Below are 17,638 nucleotides of genomic sequence, written 5' to 3' on the forward strand. Positions count from 1 at the left end.
CCTCGAAGGAGGATCGCATGCTGACCCGACGCGCCTGCATCGCCGCCACGGGGCTTGGGCTTGGCCTGGCGCCCGGCGTCGCGCCGGCCGCCCCGGCTCCGCGCGCCATGATCCGCCTGCTGACGCCGGGCGCCCGCCCCGCCCCCTGCCCGCTGGACGCCCTGGCCTGGATGGAAGGATCGTGGCTGGGCCGCATGCCCTTTGGTCCCGTCGAGATCGCCCACCTGCCGATCGCCTTCGGCCACATGCCCGGCTTCGTGCGCGCGACCAACGCCGACGGCGTCGTCTTCTACGAGATCCTGACCTACGTGCAGGCGGGCGACAGCGTCACCCTGCGGGTCAAGCACTTCACCTCGCAACTGCACGGCTGGGAAGACCGCGACGCCTTCGTGGCCCGCGCCCTGGTCGAGCGCGCCGGCGACACCTTCTTCTTCGACGGCACGACCATCCGTCGCACCGGCCCCGACAGCTACACGACGTTCCACCTCAACCGCGACGGCGACAAGGAGCTGGAGACCCTGAGCGTTCCCTTCACCCGGATCGGGCCAGGACGGTAGTCAGGCCCCGCCGTCTCGCCGAGGCGCCTGCTGGCAGATAGCGTGGAAGCCTGCGGCCATGAACGTCGCCATGTGCCGGCGGATCGACTCGAAGTCGTTGGACGAGCACAGGCCGTGGGACAGTTCGTCCAGCCGCCCGGTGCGCGCCATGTTGTGGGTCATGGCCCCCGAGACGAAGTGGTAGCCCCAGAAGATCGTCGCCTCGTCGCAGTCGGGCATCGCCTTCTTCAGCAGGTCGATCAGAGCCAGGACGACCGGGTTGAAATACTTGGTCATCTTCTCGGCGCCCCAGCCGGCGGCGCTGTTGGCCTGGGCGCTGATCTTGCCGAAGGCCAGCCACTGGTCGGTGTCGTGGAGCTGGACGTTCAGGTCGGTGTCTATCCAGGCGTGCAGCGCGCCCTCGACCGTGACCTTGTCGCCGACCGCCTCGGCGTAGCGGCGCATCGCCTCCAGGCGATTGCGGGCCGAGATCGGCGCCTTCCGGGCCCAGACCGCCTCGTAGAGGCTCTCCTTGCCGGCGAAGTGGTAGTGGATCAGCGTCGAGCTGACCCCGATGCGGGCGGCGACGTCCTTCAGCGTGACGCCGTGATAGCCGAACTCGGCGAACAGCTGCTCGGCGGCGTCCAGGATCCGCTCGACCGTCTGCTCGCGCACCCGCGCCTTGTGGTTGCCCGCGCGGGGGGTCTTCGGTTCTCGGATCTGATCGGTGCTCATGGACCCTCTGGTTGCCGCTTCGCGTCCTGGGCGTCAACGCGGCCGTCCGCTGGCGGAGCCGGGAACGCCGAGAAGCCGATGTCGAGGCGCCAGGCGCGGCCCCGCGCCCGCCGCTCGGCGACCAGGGCGTCGGCCCAGTCGAAAGCGGCGGGATGCAAGTCGCGCGCGGCCAGCGGCCGGCGGTCGATGTCGAGGTAGCCGCGCTCCCGGGCTGTGAAGCGCGGCCACGCCGTCTCGCCCGGCGCGGTGGGCGCGCCAGTTCGAACGAACGAGACCCAGTAAGCCATCATGGCGTCCGACAGCGCCGTCTCCTCGGCGATCAGCGGCGGGCGCGGCCAGTTCGGCCCCAGCTGCGCGCCCTCCCCGACCTGGCCGAAGACATAGGGCAGTTCGCTGGCGTGGAAGGCCGTCAGGTCGCGCGCCGCTTGGGCCGGCGTGCCGTGGCGGAAGTAGTAGAGATAGGCCGGCTGCCCGGCGCCCGCCTGCTGGCGAACCAGGTACTGGGCCGCGAAGCCGTAGACGCCGTCGCGGATCGAAGCCATGACGTCGGCCTTAGGCTCCGCGCCCGGATAGACGGTGAGATAGGCTTCCGCCTTGTCGCCGAACCGGCGCTTCACGTCGGCGACATAGGCGGCGGAGGTCGCCGGCGCGGGCGGCATCAGGAACGGCAGCGAGCGGATCTCGCCCTCGTTGACGCCGGCTAGGATCGGCGCCTTTGCCTGCTCGCCGCGCGCGAACGCATCCACGAGTTGGCGCGGCAACACGACGCCGTCGATCACCGGCTCGGGCTGCCAGCCCGTCGCCACGCCGGCCATGAACAGGGCCACGAGGTTGGCCGCCCGCAGCTGTTCGGCGGTGTTGGCGCCCGCCGCCGCGCCCAGCGCCGCGCCGCCGGCCTCGGCCGAGGACAGGCCCAGAGTCTCGTTATGCAGGGCGCGATAGGCTGGCATGTAGCCGCTCTGGACGATGGCCTTCTGGAACAGACCCTTCGCCTGGGGGCTGGCCAGCAGGGCGATGACGCTGAGGCCGCCGGCGGACTCGCCGGCGATCGTCACCTGCCCCGGATCGCCGCCGAACGCTCCGATGTTGTCGCGCACCCACCGCAGCGCCTCGATCTGGTCCAACAGGCCGTAATTACCCGACAGGTGTTGCGGCGACTCCGCGCTGAGCGCCGGGTGGGCGAAGTAGCCCAGGAGACCCAGGCGGTAGTTGATCGAGACCAGCACGATCCCCTGGCTCGCCAGCTTCGCCCCGTCGTAGAGCGGCTCTGAACCGCTGCCGCCCACCAGCGCCCCGCCATGGATCCAGACCATGACCGGCAGCTTTCCGCCGCGCCCTTGAGCGCGAGCCGGGGTCCAGACGTTCAGGCTCAGGCAGTCCTCGCTCATCGGGGCCATGCCGCCGGAATAGAGGCCGGTCGGCGACTGCGGGGGCTGCAGGCAGGCATTTCCGAACGCCGAGGCGTCGCGATCGCCCGTCCAGGCCGCCGCCCGGACGGGCGACCGCCAGCGCAGCGGCCCCACCGGCGGCCGAGCGTAGGGAATGCCCTTGTACGCCGCCACGCCCTGCGCCTGGACGCCTTGCAGGACGCCCTGGCGGATCGTGACCCGGGGCCGCGCCTCGTCGGCCCGGACCGGCGCGGACGCCAGCAGCGCGGCGATCAGGCTGAGGCAGGCCCAAAGCCGCCTCACAGGTTGTAGCCCAGGCGGATGCCGAAGGTGCGCGGCCGCAGGATGGCGTAGCGGCTGGAGACGAAGGCCTCGGGGTGGATGTAGACCGTCGCCCCGCTGTTGCCGAGGTTCTCGCCGTAGAGGGTGGCGGTGACCCGTCCGAACCGCGCGCCCGTCTGCAGGTTCACATAGGTGTAGCGGTCGGTGTAGCCGTAGAGCGGGCTCACCACCCCCGCCTTGCCCGGCGTGTTCGGGAAGCCGTTCGGGAACGACCCGACGTGCTGGATCTGGAAGCTGGTGAAGCCCTGGGTTTGGCCGTTCAGCGCGTAGCTGAACGTCCCGAAGAACGAGCCCTGCACGTGAGGCGAAGCCAGCCGCGCGCCGTCCACCGCCCCGGAGATGGTGGCCTCCTGGGTGGTCAGCTCGGTGACCTTGGCCTGGTTCAGCGAGCCGTTGACGCCCAGCAGTACGCCCTTGGCCGGAGTGAAGGTGACCTCGGCCTCCAGCCCCTTGCTGGCGGCGCGGCCGACATTGGTGGCGAACTGGATCGAGTCCGACTGGCGGTTGGCCTGCACCTGGATGTTCTTCCAGTCGATGTAGTAGGCCGCCAGGGCCGCGCTCATCCGGCCGTCCAGGAAGCGGCCCTTCACGCCGACCTCGTAGTTGGTCAGGTTGTCGGAGCCCGCGCCCGCCGGGATGACCAGGTCGCTGGGATTGACGGTGCTGACGCTGCCGGCGCGGGCGTTGTAGACGGGCGTGCGATAGCCGGTGGAGACCGTGGCGTAGGTCGTCAGGTCGCGTGAGGGCTTGTAGGTCAGGCTGGCCTTCCACGAGGCCTTCTTGGCCGATGGGTACTTGGTCGTCGCCGCCCCGTTCGGAACCAGGGCCAAGGGCCCCGAGAGGCCCAGCAAGGCATAGGTGAAATAGGCCGAGTTGAAGCCGGGGTGGGTGTCGACCGTGCCGCCGTACTTGCCGTAGCGGACCCCGCCGGTGGCCGAGAGCTTGTCGGTCAGGCGGTAGGTCAACTCGCCGAAACCGGCCAGCTCGTAGGTGCGCGTGTTGCTGCCGAACTTGGCGAAGACCGCGCCCGGCAGGCCGGTGATGTGGCGGGCCGCCAGGAAGGCTGGGGTCGTGCGGTCCTCACCGTCCAGGTCCAGCTCGCGGTGCAGATAGAAGCCGCCCGCCACCCAGTCGAACCGACCGCCCGGATCGGAGGCCAGGCGCGTCTCCTGGACGAAGGTCTTCGTGGTCGCGGTGTCGAACAGATAGAACGGCACCGTCAGGTTGAAGGTCCCGCCCAGGTCGACGTTGAACAGCGCGTCGGCGTTCGAGAAGGTCGACGAACTGGTCAGTCGCGCCCCGTCGAACTGGTACTCCAGCGTGCCGTTCAGGATGGTGGTCTGGGTCGTGTACTGGTCGGGGACGGTGCTGTAGCGCTTGCGCTCGCCCAGCGACGGCGTGGTCAGCGACGAGTCCTTGGGATCGCTGTCCTCGTAGGAGGCCAGCAGGCGAACGCTGAGCCGCTCGTTCGGCCGCATCAGCAGGATGGCCCGGCCGCCGAAGTCCTTCAGCTTGTTGGCGTTCTTCACCCCGGTGCCGAGGTTGTCGACGTAGCCGTCCTCGTCCCGGTAGAAGCCGACCAGGCGCAGGGCCATGGCGTCCTTGACCAGCGGGATGTTGACCATGCCGTTGTAGCGCTGGCGCACGCCCTTGCCGTCGGGCGTGTAGCCCAGGTCGACCAGGGCCGAGGAGTCGTAGCCGGTCAGGTCCGGGCTCTTGGTCAGCACCCGCAGGGCGCCCGACAGCGAGCCGGAGCCGAACAGCGTGCCCTGCGGCCCGCGCAGGAACTCCACCCGCTCGACGTCGTAGAGGTTGGGATCCAGCGTCACGGTGTTGCCGATCGTGGTCAGCGGCAGCTCGTCGACATAGATGGTCGTGGTCGTCTGCAGGCCCGCGCCCCAGCCGTTGGTCGAGATGCCCCGCACCGTGAAGCGGACGTTGTTGTCGCTGGCCTTATTCAGCACCACGCCGGGCGTCTCGCGGGCGATGCCGTCGTAGTTGACGATGCCCTTCTTGGTCAGCTCCGCCTGCGAGAAGGCGGTGACGCTGAGCGGCACGTCCTGCAGGCGCTCGCTGCGGCGGGTGGCGGTGACGACCACCTCCTCGACCTGTTCGGCCGGTTTGGAAGCGGTCTGCGCGATGGCGGGCGCGGCGATCGTCAGCGCCAGCGCCGACGCCGTATAGGCGATGCGTTTCATGGTTCCCTCCCTGTCGCCGGCCACGCCTTTCTCGGCGTTGTTCCGCGAACAGCGTTCATCCTGACGCCACGCTGATGCGCCTGTCAATATTGACTTACTCGTCAGTCAATATTGGAGGTCGCCGCGCGCTTGTCCGGACAACGAAAAAACCCCCGGCCACGAGAGCCGGGGGAGGCGCAGGAGCGGGAACCCCGCCGAGGATCGGGGCTGTGAGCCCCTAGAACCGGGCGTCGAGGCGGATGTAGGACTGCCGGCCGAACGGGTCGGCGACCGAGCTGAGATAGCCGGTGTACTTGGCGCTGGGCGCGGCGCGGTCGAAGACGTTGATGGCGCCGACGGTCACCCGATAGCGCTCGTCCTGGCCGAAGGCGTAGGCGTACTGCAGGTCCAGCACCGTCCAGGACTTCACCCGCGCCGCCGTCGTGGCGGTGATGGCGATGGCGTAGTCATCCATCACGCCCGAGACGTAGCGAACGGTGGCGCTGGCGAAGTGCGGCCCCATCGACCAGTCGACCGAGGACAGGTTCCGGTACTTGGGCGCGGCCGCCGCGGTCGAGGGCGAGGTGGTGGTGTTGTTGCGCCGACCGACCCCGTCATAGACCAGCGAGCCGGTGTCGATGTCGTACTTCAGGAGATAGCTGAGGTTGTCGCGCAGGGTGAAGATGCTGTCGCCCACGTCGAACGACCAGCTGGCCGCGATGTCCAGGCCCGAGGTCTGGGTGCCGCTCTTGGCGTTGTAGCTGGTGACGTAGATCGTCTGGGCTACGCCGCTCTGGTCGCGCACCACCTGCGGCCCGTTGGGCGCGGCGTTGATCACGGCCTGACCGTTCTGCACGGCGATCTGGTTGTCGTACTTGAAGGTCCACCAGTCCAGCGACAGCGAGGCGCGGCGCACCGGCAGCCAGGTGACGCCCAGATTATGCACCTTGGAGGTCTGAGGCTTGAGGTCGGCGTTGCCGATCGTCGTCACCGTCCGGAAATTGGTGGTGCCCAGCACCGGGTCGGTGATGTTGACGACGTTGTTGCTGATCGGACCGTTGGTCGCGTTCTCCAGGCCTGGGGCCTGGAAGGCCGTGCTGGCCGAGGCCCGCAGCGACAGGCTGTCGTTCGGCCGCCAGATCAGCGAGGCCTTGGGGTTGGTGGTCTTGAACCCGCCGTAGTCCTCGTGGCGCACGGCCAGGTCCAGGTTCATGCCGTCGACAATCGGCAGGTTCCACTCGGTGAAGACGCTCTTGATCGTCCGGTCGGCGTCGCGGTCCACCGACGGCCCGCCGAACGCGGCGTAGCCGCTGCGCAGCAGGTCCGAATAGTGGATCGACTCCCCTTCCCGCCGCCATTGCAGGCCGACGGCGCCGGAGATGTCGCCGGCCGGCAGGCGCAGCTTGCCGAGAGTCCCGTCGATCACCAGGTCGGCGATCTCCATGTCGCGGACCGTGCGGGTGAACACCTCGGACTGGATGTTGAACAGCACCGCCGGGTTGTTGGTCGTGTTGTCCTTGGCGAAGGGGCTCAGATAGTAGCAGTTGCCCTGGCCGGCGACCGCGCCGACGCCCGCGCCGTTCCAGCGGTAGTTGCAGTTCTGGCCGCCGTAGCCGTTCAGTGCGGCCTGGAACAGGTTCATGTCGGTGTCGTGGTCGCGGAAGACGTTGCTGGACCATGACGAGGTCAGGGTGGCCGCGTAGTTCCAGTCGCCGAACACCGGGCCCTTGGCGCCCACCACGTTGTGGAACTGGTTAGCCTCGTTGCGCTGGACGTTGTAGTTCAGCCCCGCCAGCCCCTGCGAGCCGATGGGCCGTCCCACGTAGTACACGGCCACGCCGAACGGGTTGTACGGGTTCGAGGCCGGCACGATCGGCGGCGTCGCGCCGTTGTGGTTCTGGGCGTAGGACGGCACGCCGTAGCGCTGCGAGTCCTGGTGGTAGATCGCCGACTCCAGGAACAGGGTGTGCTGGTCGGTGAGGTCGTATTCGCCCTCGACGTGGATCAGGCCGCTCTGGCTGGCGCCGCGGATCGGGTTCTGGGCCTGGAAGCTGAAGGCGCACGAGCCGATCGCGTAGCCGGGGCCGCTGGCCGACGGCGTGAAGATGCTCTTGGTCTCGGCCGAGCCGCAGTTGGGATCGACCACCGCCAGCGTGCCGGCCGCATTCTTGTAGGTGTCATATAGGGTCGAATAGTTGACCCCGTTGATGACCACGTCGCCGCCGCCGGCCGTGCGCGGACGAGCCGTCAGGGTGAAGGCGCCCGGATTGGCCCCCGCCCCCGACGAGGCGTTGAAGATGTTGGTCACCGCCCGGTCGGAATTCTGCAGCCGCTCGATGTCGGTGTAAGAGGCCGAGGCCACCAGCCGTGAGCGGTCGCCCTTGGCGCCCCACATCGCCTGGACCTGCCAGGCCGGCGAGTCCTCGATGTAGGTGTACTGGGCGCTGGTCTTGAAGCCCTCGAAACGGCCGTCGGTGATGATGTTGAACACACCGGCCACGGCGTCCGCGCCATAGGTGGCCGAGGCGCCGTCCAGCACCGTCTCGACGCGGGCGACGGCGATCGGCGGGGTCAGGCTGTTGAGATTGACGTAGCCGTCCGACTTCACGACCCGGCGGCCGTTCATCAGCACCAGGGTCGCGCCCGAACCCAGGCCGCGCAGGTTGGCCGAGCGGGTGTCCTTGCTGTCCTGGCCGCCCTTGGCCAGGTCCTGGACGCCGCCCATGCTGCCGATGTTCTGCGGGACGTAGCGCAGCAGGTCGCCGATCGAGACGACGCCGGTCTTGGTCAGGGCCTTCTGATCGACCGACACCACGGGCGAGGCGACGTCCTCCTGCTTGATGTTGCGCAGGAAGCTGCCGGTGACGACGACGGCGTCGACCTGGGTGGTCTCTGCCGCCTGGTCCTGAGCGCAGGCGCCGCCCGCCAGCAGGGCGGCGGCCGACACGCCGCCGAGGCCGGCCAGCAAGCCGCGACGCCGATTGGAACTACGCATGATGTTTCCCTCCCCTTTTTTGTTTTTGGCGCAGAGCGCCGATCGGTCGCGCGTGGGGACGCGACCGGTTGGTCTAGAAGCGGTTTTCGGGCTTGAGCGGCGAAGCGGCCGCTAGGTCAGAATGTGATCCACTCTGATGTTTCCTCCTGTCGCCGGTCGCGCGCGCCAGCGTATGGAACCGTTGTTACGCGATAAGCCGGACCCTTGGGAAATGGCATTTCCTGATCGATTGATCAGTCGTCGTTATCAATATTCGCGGGCTCAATCCGGCAGCGCGACGACGCCCAGCTGGACCCGAATCCGGTCGGCGGCGCGCGGGACGATCGCGATCGGCGGGATGTTGTCGGGGGTCAGGGCCGGCGCAGCACCGGGGGCGCCGCCGCGCGGGCGCGTGCGGACGATCTGGCTGTCCGGCATCGGCGCGCCGGTGGTCAGCACATCCCAGACCAGGTCCATGGCCCGCAGATTGTAATAGGCCAGCGGCACGAAGCGCGTGTCGAAGCCGGGCATGGCGAAGCCGAAGTGCTCGGCGTTCTCCACCTCCATGTAGCGCAGCCTGCTGGCCCCGCCCTCCCTCAGGCTGTTGGCCGCCAGATAGGGCCGCGAGCTGAAGGCCGGCGGCACGCGATTGTCGGCCCGGCCGTGGACGATGATCGCCGGCTTGCCGTGCAGGTTCCCGTCGGCCAGGAACGCGGCGATCCCGGCCTGGACCCGGCGGGCGTCGGCCGAGGCGCCGACCGCCAGCTCACGCAGGCAGCGCGCGCCGTCCAGATTATAGTCCGTCCGGCCCGTACTGGGCGAGATCGACAGGTCGTTGCGGCGTGGGCCGCGCGGGTCGTTGTCGTTGATCAGGTCGATGCTGCCGGTGGGCGCGCCGCCGGAAGCCTTGGCGAAAATCTCGGCCAGTTCGGCGGGCGGAACCGCGCGGGGCCTGCCCTCCCCGTCGACCGAGGCGTAGCTGTAGCCGCAGATGCGCCGCTCGACGCCGAAACGGCCGTGGTCGCTGGCGTACTTGGCGGCCGTGGCGTCGGGGCCGATCAGATAGCCGGCCGCGTTCAGCACCGCCGTCTCGGGATCGAAACCGTAGGCCAGCAGCCTGTCCTGCGCCTCGCGCGCCTGGCCGGCCAGGTCGCCGGCGCCCAGCAGCCCGGCCTGTTTCAGCGAGGCGCAGCGGTCGGCCGCGCGGATGACGCGCTCGGCCCACGGCGCGTCGGGCATGGCCAGCACCGCGCACGGCTCGTAGAGGTTGGCGAAGGTGAAGTAGTCCAGCAGGGTTCGCGCGCCGTTGGCCCGGACCTTGTCGCCGCGCAGCACCCGGACCCCGGGATCGCCGCGCACCTGGACCTGGGGCTCGCCAGCCACCAGGCCGTCGATCAGGCCTTCGTGGTCCTTCTCGCCGGCGTAGAGCGTGGCCCCGCCGCCGTTGGAATTGCCCGAGACGATCACCAGGGTGTTGTCGGACGTCCAGCCGCCGCCGTCGCGGGCGTTCAGTTGCCAGAAGGCGTAGCGGATCGCGCGCAGCACGTCCTCGCCCCATTGGCTTTCCGGATTGAGCCGCGAATGCGCGGCCTTGAAGGCGATGCGGTGCGGCCAGCGGGCCAGGAAGGCGGCGCGGGCCTTGGGCGGCAGCGGCGCGGTGAAGTGCGACAGCGCTCCGGCCTCGCTGGCCTTGGCGGTCGTGCCGTCGATCAGGGTGACGGTGTCGCTCTCCAGGTCGTGCGCGCCCGTGCCGTGACCCTTGTCGCTGTAGACCACCGCGCAGCCATGCTGCAGGCCCCAGAAGCCGGTCGTGGAGATGTCGTGATAGAGGCCGAACGACCCCGCCTGCGGCACGGCCAGGATGCACCGTCGGGCGCGCGACAGCTTGGCGGGGACCTGTAGCAGGACGGCGCTCTTCGCCCCCTCCGGACCGTGCGTATAGGCCAGGTACTCCTCGCCGGCCACGCGGCCGCCGTCTGGATAGGGCTGCCCCGTCGCCACGTCGATCGTGGGGCCAAACAGGCGTCCCCAGCCCGAGGCCGGGTCGGGCCGGATCGCCATGGTGGCGCGACGCAGCTCGGCGGCGGTCGGATGCTGCGGATCGGCGTAGGGAGCGGGCTTGGCGGCCAGGCCAACCAGATCGTCGGTGACGCCGTCGAAGGTCAGGTGACGCAGCACCGTGACGCCCTTGGGGGTCTTGGCCGCGACCGCCGGAGCGGCCAGGGTCGTCGCCAGGGCCGCGCCCAGGCAAAGCGCCTCGCGGAGGGTCATGCCGGCGTCTCCTCGAGATCCAGCTCCAGAAGCAGGCCGCTGAGGCACTTGCCGTGGGCGTCCAGCGCCAGGGATCGCGTCACCCCGCCGCCCAGGGCGCCGTTCAGCACGAAGTTCAGCGCCATCAGGTCCGGCAGGTCGTAGCGGCGCACCTCGCCGCGCACGATGTCGCGCAGGTGCGCCTTGACCCGCTCGGGCGTCAGGGCGCGCCGCACCCGGTCATAGGCGTCGGGGCCGTAGGCGATGACCGAGATGTTGGAGACATCGCCCTTGTCGCCGCTGCGGGCGTGCGCCAGGTCGCGCAGTTTCATAGGGCCACCTCGAAGATCACGCTGGGCTGGACCAGTTCGCGCTCGATCAGGGTCGAGACCACGCCGATGACCGGGGTCACCAGCCGCGTCGCGCCGCCGCCGCCCGCCGGGCCGTTGGTGTAGAGGGCCTCGACCTCGCGGCCGACGCGTTCGGCTTCACTCCGGGTTCGGGTGCGGGCCACGACCCGGGCGCGGACTTCCATCGGCGCGAAGGCCGACACCAGGCTCTCGGGGGCCACGGCGTCGACGCCGATCAGCTCGAACCGCGTCTCCTCGGGCGACAGGCCGGTCAGGCGGAAGCGTTCGGCGATGATGTCCAGGGCCAGGCGTCCGCGCGCCACCGCGCTGGAGCCGGCGTACGAAATGGCTCCCTCGCCGATGAAACCCTCCTTGCGGCCCAGCGAGACCTTCAGCTGGGCGGGACGCGACCGGCCGCCGCCGCCGCGCACGGCGACGCGGTCGGGTCCGACCTGTTCGAACCGCACGGTCGAGAAGTCGGCGGTGACGTCGGGCGTCAGGTACTGGGTGGGATCGTGCAGTTCGTACAGCAGTTGCTCGGTGCAGGTGGCGACGTCGACGCGACCGCCGGAGCCCTCGACCTTGGTGATCACCGCCGCGCCGTCCGCCGACACCTCGGCCAGCGGGAAGCCCAGCCGCGCCAGGTCAGGCACCATCTTGACGTCGGGATCGGCGAAATAGCCGCCGGTAACCTGGCCGGCGCATTCCAGCAGGTGCCCCACCACCGTGCCCCGGCCCAGGCGTTCCCAGTCGTCCAGCGCCCAGCCGAACTCGTGGACCAGCGGGGCCAGGAATAGGGACGGGTCGGCCACGCGGCCGGTCACCACCACCTGGGCGCCTCCGGCCAGGGCCTGGACGATCGGCTCGCAGCCCAGATAGGCGTTGGCCGAGATCAGGTCGTCGCCCAGGCTGGCGACGTCACCGCCGACCTCGAGCAACGGCCGGGTCGAGCCGGCCATGACGTCCAGCACATCGTCGCCGACCACGGCGGCGATCTTCAGCCCGGGCAGCCGCAGGTCGGCGGCCAGCTCGGCGATGCGGGCGGCGGCGGCGACCGGGTTGGCCGCGCCCATGTTCGAGACGATGCGCACGCCCTTCTCGACGCACAGCGGCAGGACGGCGCGCATCCGCGCCTCCAGCAGCGGATCGTAGCCGCCGCCCGGATCACCCAGGCGGGCGCGCTGGGCCAGGGCGATGGTGCGCTCGGCCAGGCACTCGAACACCAGGTAGTCGAGCCGCCCTTCGCGGACGAGTTCGACTGCGGGCTCGATGCGGTCACCGGCGAAACCGGCGCCAGCGCCGATGCGGACGACACGAGGTTCAGGAGAGGAGGTCAAAGCGGAAACAGCCCCAGCAGCAGGCAAGCGACCGCCATGACCAGCGACGCGCCATAGAGGAACGGAAAGGCGAACTTCTGGTGGGCGGACAGCTCGACCCCGGCCAGGCCCGCCACCAGGAAGGTCGCCGGCGTCAGCGGGCTGACCGGGAAGCCGGCCGTCATCTGTCCGACCAGGGCGGCCTGGGCCACCTGGACCGGCGCGCCGCCCAGGCGGGCGTGGGTCTCGGCGATCACCGGCAGGACGCCGAAATAGAAGGAGTCCGGATCGAAGACCATGCTCAGCGGCATGGCCAGCAGCGACAGGACGAACGGGATGTGCCGGCCGCTGTCGGGATGGACGTTGGCCACCGCCGCGTCGGCCATGGCCTTCAGGAAGCCCGCGCCGCCCATGACGCCGGTGAAGGCGCCGGCGGCGATCAGCACCGACGCCATCAAGAGCGCCGAGCGGGCGTGAGCGTCGATCCGGGCGCGCTGGTCGGCGACCTTGGGATAGTTGATCAGCAGGGCCGCGGCGAAGGCGACCATGAACACCACGGCCGGCGGCGCGACGCCGGCGACCAGCACGCTCATGGCGCCTAGGGTCAGGGCCAGGTTCAGCCAGAACAGCCGGGGCCGCGCCAGGCCCGGCTCGGCGCCGTGCTCGGGAATGTCCAGGGCCGGCGCGCCATCGGCGGTCGCCTCGATCAGACCCAGGCGCTTTTCCTCGCGCTTGCCCAGCCACCAGCTGGCCACGAAGACGAAGGCCAGGCCCGCCAGTTGCACGCCGATCATCGGCTTGAAAATGTCCAGCACCGGGATGTGCAGGGCCGAGGCGGCGCGCACCGTCGGGCCGGTCCAGGGCAGAAAGTTCACGCCGGCCGCCAACGAGGCCACACAGGCCAGGATCCGGCGGTCCATGCCCAGGGTGTCGTACAGCGGTCGCATGGCCGGGATCGCGACCAGGAAACAGACCGCGCCAGAACCGTCGAGGTGGATGATCAGGGCCAGCAGCGCCGTGCCCACGGTGATCCGGCTGGGACGACGGCCCACGGCCTTGAGGATGCGACGGACGATGGGGTCCAGAAGGCCCGCGTCGGTCATCACGCCGAAGAACAGGATGGCGAAGACGAACATCGCCGCCACCGGCGCGATCTTGCCGATGCCCGCGACCATCAGAGCCGGCGCCTGCGCGCCCTGGCCGATCGCGATCGCAGCCGCCAGCGGTATGAGGATCAACGCCGCGACGGGCGAGGCGCGGTTGGACAGGATCGCCGCGGTCAGTGCGAGGATCGCCACGACGCCGATGAGAGCGAGCATGAGGGGCGTTTCTTCCTGGACGCTGTGTTCAGCTTGTCAGGCGTATATGCCGATCCCCAGAGCCCGCGCACAAAACGGAAGTTTGGATCGATTAATAGCCTTACTCGATAAATCCGCACGAAACGGATCTTCCAGCCAAGCAGACACTATCGATGAACGTTTGCACGACGGGCCGGACAGGGGATTGGCGTCGCCGCATCAGCACGATCGTACGCGTGAAGGCCGGGTCCTGGATCGGTCGCGCCCGGACATTGGCCTGGCTGCGGATCTCGACGGCGGTCGACGGCAGGATGGCCAGGCCCAGCCCGGCCCGGACCAGGGCCACGGCGGTGGTCATGTAGCGGACCTGGCAGGCCGGCGTCGCCGTGCGCCCCGCCGCGATGAAGGCGCCATCAACCAGGTCGCGCACGCTGCTGCCCCGGTTCATCAGGATCAGCGGATAGGCCGCGAGGGTCTCGACCGAGATCGTCGGCGCCTCGGCGACCGGATGCCCCTCGGGATGGACCAGCATCATGGCGTCGTCGAACAGCTTGATCTGCTCCAGGTCGCCGTCGTTCTGGTCGGCCATGCCGATGCCGAAGTCGACGCGGTCCTCGCGCACCAGGGTGGCGATGGCGCTGTTCAGCGCGTCCTCGACCTCGAAGGTGACGTTGGGATGCTCAAGCTGGAAGCGGGCGATCAGGTCAGGCAGCAGAGTCGCCGCGCACGACGGCAGGCACGCCAGCCGCACCAGGCCCTTGGCCTTGGAGACGAAGTCGCGGGCATTGACCACCGCCCCCTCGAACTCGGTGATAGTGCGCAGGAAGATCGGCAGCAGTTCGCGGCCGACATGGGTCAGCTCGACCGACCGGGTGTTGCGGTCGAACAGGCGCAGGCCCAGCGCTTCCTCGAACTGGCGGACGCGGTTGGTCAGAGCCGGCTGCGACAGCGCCAGGACCTCGGCCGCGCGCGTGAAGCTGTTCGTCGAGGCCACGGTGACGAAGGCGCGGATCTGGCCCAGCGTGATGTGCATGACGTGACGCGCCCTCCCCTGGCGCTTCGAACCTTAAACCGGCGCGCGCGCCGCCCGGCAAGCCGGCCGGGGCTCAGTCCGCGCAGGCGAAGCTGTCGGCGCGGCTTGGATCGCCCTTGCCGTCGTAGCGCGGCCAGCGTGGAAACTCGCACAGCGGCCGCGTCCGCCCGCCCCCGTCCGGCGAGGCGTCGACCACCGTCTGCGCCCCGGGCGCTCGCCCGGTCTCGACCCATTGGTCCAGCGCCTCCAGCGAGTTCCACGACACCGGGAACGGCCCGTCGCCATGGCCGAAGCCCGGCGCGATGTAGAACCGCAGGAAGCCCGGCAAGGCCGCGCCGTACCGCGTGCTCAGGCGCTGGTAGTAGGCGATCGAGTTGCTGGGCGGGATGGCCATGTCGACCGTGCCGTGCATCAGCAGCAGTTTGCCGCCCCGCGCCCTGAAGCGATCGAGATCCGCGCTGCTGGCGTCGGTGATTTCGGCCGAACGCGCCACCGCCGCGCGGTGCTGCGTGGGTTCGAAGGTCAGGGAGTCGAAGGCCGGATCGCGAGCCATCATGTAGCGCACGCCCTGGTCGGCCATCAGGAAGCCGAACGCGTCCTGGCCCGTCGGCGGCTTGCCGGGAACCGGCCGGAACCCCAGGCCGAAGAAGCTGCCCTTTCCGAACGCACCGTCCAGGATCGGCCAGCCGCCGAACGTGTCGGCGCCGCTGATCTCCATGCCGAACCGGGTCGGTCGCGAGATGGCGATGGCCGCCTCGACCTGGGCGGTCGACAGGCATCCGTCCGCATCCGCACCGCCAGGGCATAGCAGGGCGCGGACGTCGAAGACGGCGCGACAGGCGGCGACGTTGGACACCACCCCGTCCGCCAACCCGTCCAGGCCGTCGCACCTGGCCACGACCGCGTCGCCGATCAGCCGCGTCTTCGCAGGACTAAGCCAGGCGCCGGGCGCGTAGAGGTGCTTCGCCAGGTTCAGGCCCGACAGCTGCAGGGCCGTGAAATTGTAGGCCGGGTGGATCGCCACCACGCCGTCGTAGTCGGCCGGGAACCGCTGGGCGGCGATCAGGCCTTCGTGGCCGCCTTGCGAATTGCCATAGAAATAGAGCCGGCGTGGCCCGGTCCCGTAGAAGCGGGCCATGACCGCGACCGCGACGTCGCGGGTCTTCTTGATCTGGGCGTGGCCGAAATTGATCCAGGCCTCCTCGTTCAGCGCGAAGGCGGCGTCGCCCACCGCCCCGCGCGGATCACCGCCGCCGCCCACGTGGCCGGAATCGGAGCCGAAGGTGGCGTAGCCCCGCGCGACCGGCTCCCTGTCCTTGGGCAGGAAGGCGGGATCGCGGCCGGAAACCAGGAAGCCGTCATAGCCGCCGCCGCCGACCTGCACCGCCTTGCCGTTCCAGGCGGCGGGCAGGTTGATCTGGAAGTTGATGGGCGGCGCGGCCGGATCGACCGGCGCGATCGCGCCCTTGACCACGCAGACGCCCGCCGGATCGGCCAAGGCGGCGGTCACCCGCGCCCCGCGGGTCGGCAGGCCGATCCGCGGGGCCTCGACGGCGAAACCCGCCAGGTCGCCGCACGCCGCCTTGGGCGCGGCCGGCGCGGCGGCCATGGTCAGGGCCATCAGTGCTTGGATCATGTCCCCCGCTCCCCGTTCCTGGCCTAGAAGATGCCCATGCGGCCGCCCTGGGCCGCCAGGTCGTGATAGAGCGACAGCGTCGCCGGCGGCAGCGCCGCGCGGGCGGCGGTGTGATCGCCGATCTCCAGGATGCGCCCCTCGGCGGCGTCGAAGCGCGGCCAGGCCGGCAGGCCCGGACCGTTCGGATCTCCGCCCTTCACGAAGTTGGCCCAGTAGGCGGCCATCTGGTCGGACAGGGCCCGGTCGGCGTCGGTGAACGGCCGGTCCGGCGACTTGTCCAGCGTCTGATAGACGTAGGGGATCTCCGAAGAGTGGAAGGCGCCGTAGCGCGGCGCGTCGGGGCCGGGCTCCACGTGGGTGAACTGGTAGACGAAGGTCGGCCGGCCGCCGGCCTTCTGCCGCTGGGCGGCCCACAGCACGGTCGAGGCCAGGCCCCGCTCGCGCGCCCAGCGACGGCTGACCAGTCCCGCCTCGGCGTCGTCGGCGGCCGGATAGAGCGCAGCCGCCCGATCGCTCAAGGGCCCGAACGCGCCAGCCAGCTGGCCCTTCAGTTCGGCGGCGGTGACGCGGCCATAGGCCGGGTTCATGCCGCTGGCCTCGTCGGCGGTCAGACCGGTCAGCATCGGCACGATCGAGGCCGCCTTGGCCGGATCGTTGGGATCGGCGCGGATGAACACCCCGTCGATGATCGGGGCGAAGCGCAGGCCCGGAACTCCGCCCTCGCCGCGCACGGCCAGTACAGCCTCGGCGGGCATGGCCCGCAGATCCGCCAGCGCCTTCGCGCCGGCCTGGCTGGCGAAGCGGGCGCCGTCGGCCTCGGCCGCAGCGCGCGGGGTCGTTCCCAACCCCATGCCCGAACCGCTCTGGGCGATGGCGCGGGCGAACAGGCCCTTGGCCGAAGGCGCGGCGATCAGCTCGTGCACCGAGGCCGCGCCCGCCGACTGGCCGGCGATGGTCACGCGGGCAGGATCGCCGCCGAATGCGGCGATGTTGGCCTTGATCCATCGCAGGGCTTCGGCCTGATCCATCAAGCCATAATTTCCGGACGTTCCCGCCTCGGCGGTTAGGGCCGGGTGCGCCAGGAAGCCGAACACGCCGACGCGGTAGTTGATCGTCACCATGATCACGCCGCGCTTGGCGAAGGCCGCGCCGTCATAGATCGGCACCGAGCCCGAGCCGCTGCTGAAGCCGCCGCCATGGATCCAGACCAGCACCGGCAGCTTGTCGCCCGCCGTCCTGGCCGGGGTCCAGACGTTGAGGAACAGGCAGTCCTCGGCCACCCCGTCTTGGATGACGTACTCGGTGCTCCAGGGCCCGAAGCCCTTGCCGCCCGCGGGGACCTGCATGCAGTTGGCCCCGAAACGGTCGGCCTTGCGCACGCCGGTCCAGGCCGCCGGGGCCTTGGGCGCGCGCCAGCGCAGGTCGCCCGCCGGCGGCGCGGCGAACGGCACGCCCTTGAAGGCGGCCACGCCCTTCTCTGGCGGTCCGGCCTGCAGCACGCCCTGCGCCACCTTGGCGATCCTCAGCGTCTGGGCGCCGGCGGGCGGGCCCAGGGCCAGGACACCCAGCGCGACAGCGAGGGTCGGGAGCACGCGGGCCATGC

12 protein-coding genes are annotated in these 17,638 nt (G+C 70.2%); 1 reads left to right on the forward strand and 11 read right to left on the reverse strand.

Annotated features, from left to right (window positions below; all coding sequences use genetic code 11):
- Positions 1–17: 17 nt before the first annotated feature.
- Positions 18–557 (forward strand): DUF6265 family protein, encoded by a 540-nt coding sequence (locus K8940_RS15955; protein ID WP_223391033.1) that lies wholly within the window; start codon positions 18–20, stop codon positions 555–557.
- Here K8940_RS15955 and K8940_RS15960 read toward each other — a convergent pair whose 3' ends face one another.
- The 11 genes from K8940_RS15960 to K8940_RS16010 all read right to left on the reverse strand — a co-directional run bounded on the left by K8940_RS15960 (position 558) and on the right by K8940_RS16010 (position 17,636).
- Positions 558–1,271 carry a TetR/AcrR family transcriptional regulator gene (locus tag K8940_RS15960; RefSeq protein WP_223391035.1) on the reverse strand — a complete coding sequence of 238 codons (714 nt, stop codon included), beginning with the start codon at positions 1,269–1,271 and terminating at the stop codon, positions 558–560. It lies immediately after the preceding gene.
- Positions 1,268–2,962: a carboxylesterase/lipase family protein gene (locus K8940_RS15965; RefSeq protein WP_223391036.1), complete on the reverse strand. Its 1,695-nt coding sequence runs from the start codon at positions 2,960–2,962 to the stop codon at positions 1,268–1,270. Before K8940_RS15965 ends, K8940_RS15960 begins: the two co-directional genes overlap by 4 nt.
- Positions 2,959–5,199: a TonB-dependent receptor gene (locus K8940_RS15970; RefSeq protein WP_223391037.1), complete on the reverse strand. Its 2,241-nt coding sequence runs from the start codon at positions 5,197–5,199 to the stop codon at positions 2,959–2,961. Before K8940_RS15970 ends, K8940_RS15965 begins: the two co-directional genes overlap by 4 nt.
- A gap of 217 nt (positions 5,200–5,416) precedes the next feature.
- Entirely contained in the window at positions 5,417–8,173 is a 2,757-nt protein-coding gene (locus tag K8940_RS15975; protein ID WP_223391039.1) for a TonB-dependent receptor plug domain-containing protein, read from the reverse strand.
- Between the two features lie 261 nt (positions 8,174–8,434).
- A complete protein-coding gene (locus K8940_RS15980; RefSeq protein ID WP_223391041.1) occupies positions 8,435–10,423 on the reverse strand; it encodes a D-(-)-3-hydroxybutyrate oligomer hydrolase in 1,989 nt (662 codons plus the stop codon).
- Entirely contained in the window at positions 10,420–10,734 is a 315-nt protein-coding gene (locus tag K8940_RS15985) for a hypothetical protein (protein ID WP_223391043.1), read from the reverse strand. The genes K8940_RS15980 and K8940_RS15985 overlap by 4 nt, the downstream gene beginning before the upstream one ends.
- The gene (locus tag K8940_RS15990; protein WP_223391045.1) at positions 10,731–12,089 is read right to left on the reverse strand and encodes an acyclic terpene utilization AtuA family protein; all 1,359 of its coding nucleotides are present in this window, start codon (positions 12,087–12,089) and stop codon (positions 10,731–10,733) included. Before K8940_RS15990 ends, K8940_RS15985 begins: the two co-directional genes overlap by 4 nt.
- Positions 12,086–13,387 carry a CitMHS family transporter gene (locus K8940_RS15995; RefSeq protein WP_223391047.1) on the reverse strand — a complete coding sequence of 434 codons (1,302 nt, stop codon included), beginning with the start codon at positions 13,385–13,387 and terminating at the stop codon, positions 12,086–12,088. The genes K8940_RS15990 and K8940_RS15995 overlap by 4 nt, the downstream gene beginning before the upstream one ends.
- 100 nt (positions 13,388–13,487) lie before the next feature.
- On the reverse strand, positions 13,488–14,399 hold the full coding sequence (locus K8940_RS16000; protein ID WP_223391048.1) for a LysR family transcriptional regulator: 912 nt from the start codon (positions 14,397–14,399) through the stop codon (positions 13,488–13,490).
- Between the two features lie 73 nt (positions 14,400–14,472).
- Entirely contained in the window at positions 14,473–16,035 is a 1,563-nt protein-coding gene (locus tag K8940_RS16005) for a tannase/feruloyl esterase family alpha/beta hydrolase (protein ID WP_223391049.1), read from the reverse strand.
- A 23-nt stretch (positions 16,036–16,058) separates the two neighbouring features.
- Positions 16,059–17,636 carry a carboxylesterase/lipase family protein gene (locus K8940_RS16010; RefSeq protein ID WP_223391050.1) on the reverse strand — a complete coding sequence of 526 codons (1,578 nt, stop codon included), beginning with the start codon at positions 17,634–17,636 and terminating at the stop codon, positions 16,059–16,061.
- Between the last annotated feature and the right edge of the window lie 2 nt (positions 17,637–17,638).

It is taken from the genome of Caulobacter segnis, assembly GCF_019931575.1.
In the GTDB taxonomy this organism is placed as follows: Bacteria; Pseudomonadota; Alphaproteobacteria; order Caulobacterales; family Caulobacteraceae; genus Caulobacter; species Caulobacter segnis_C.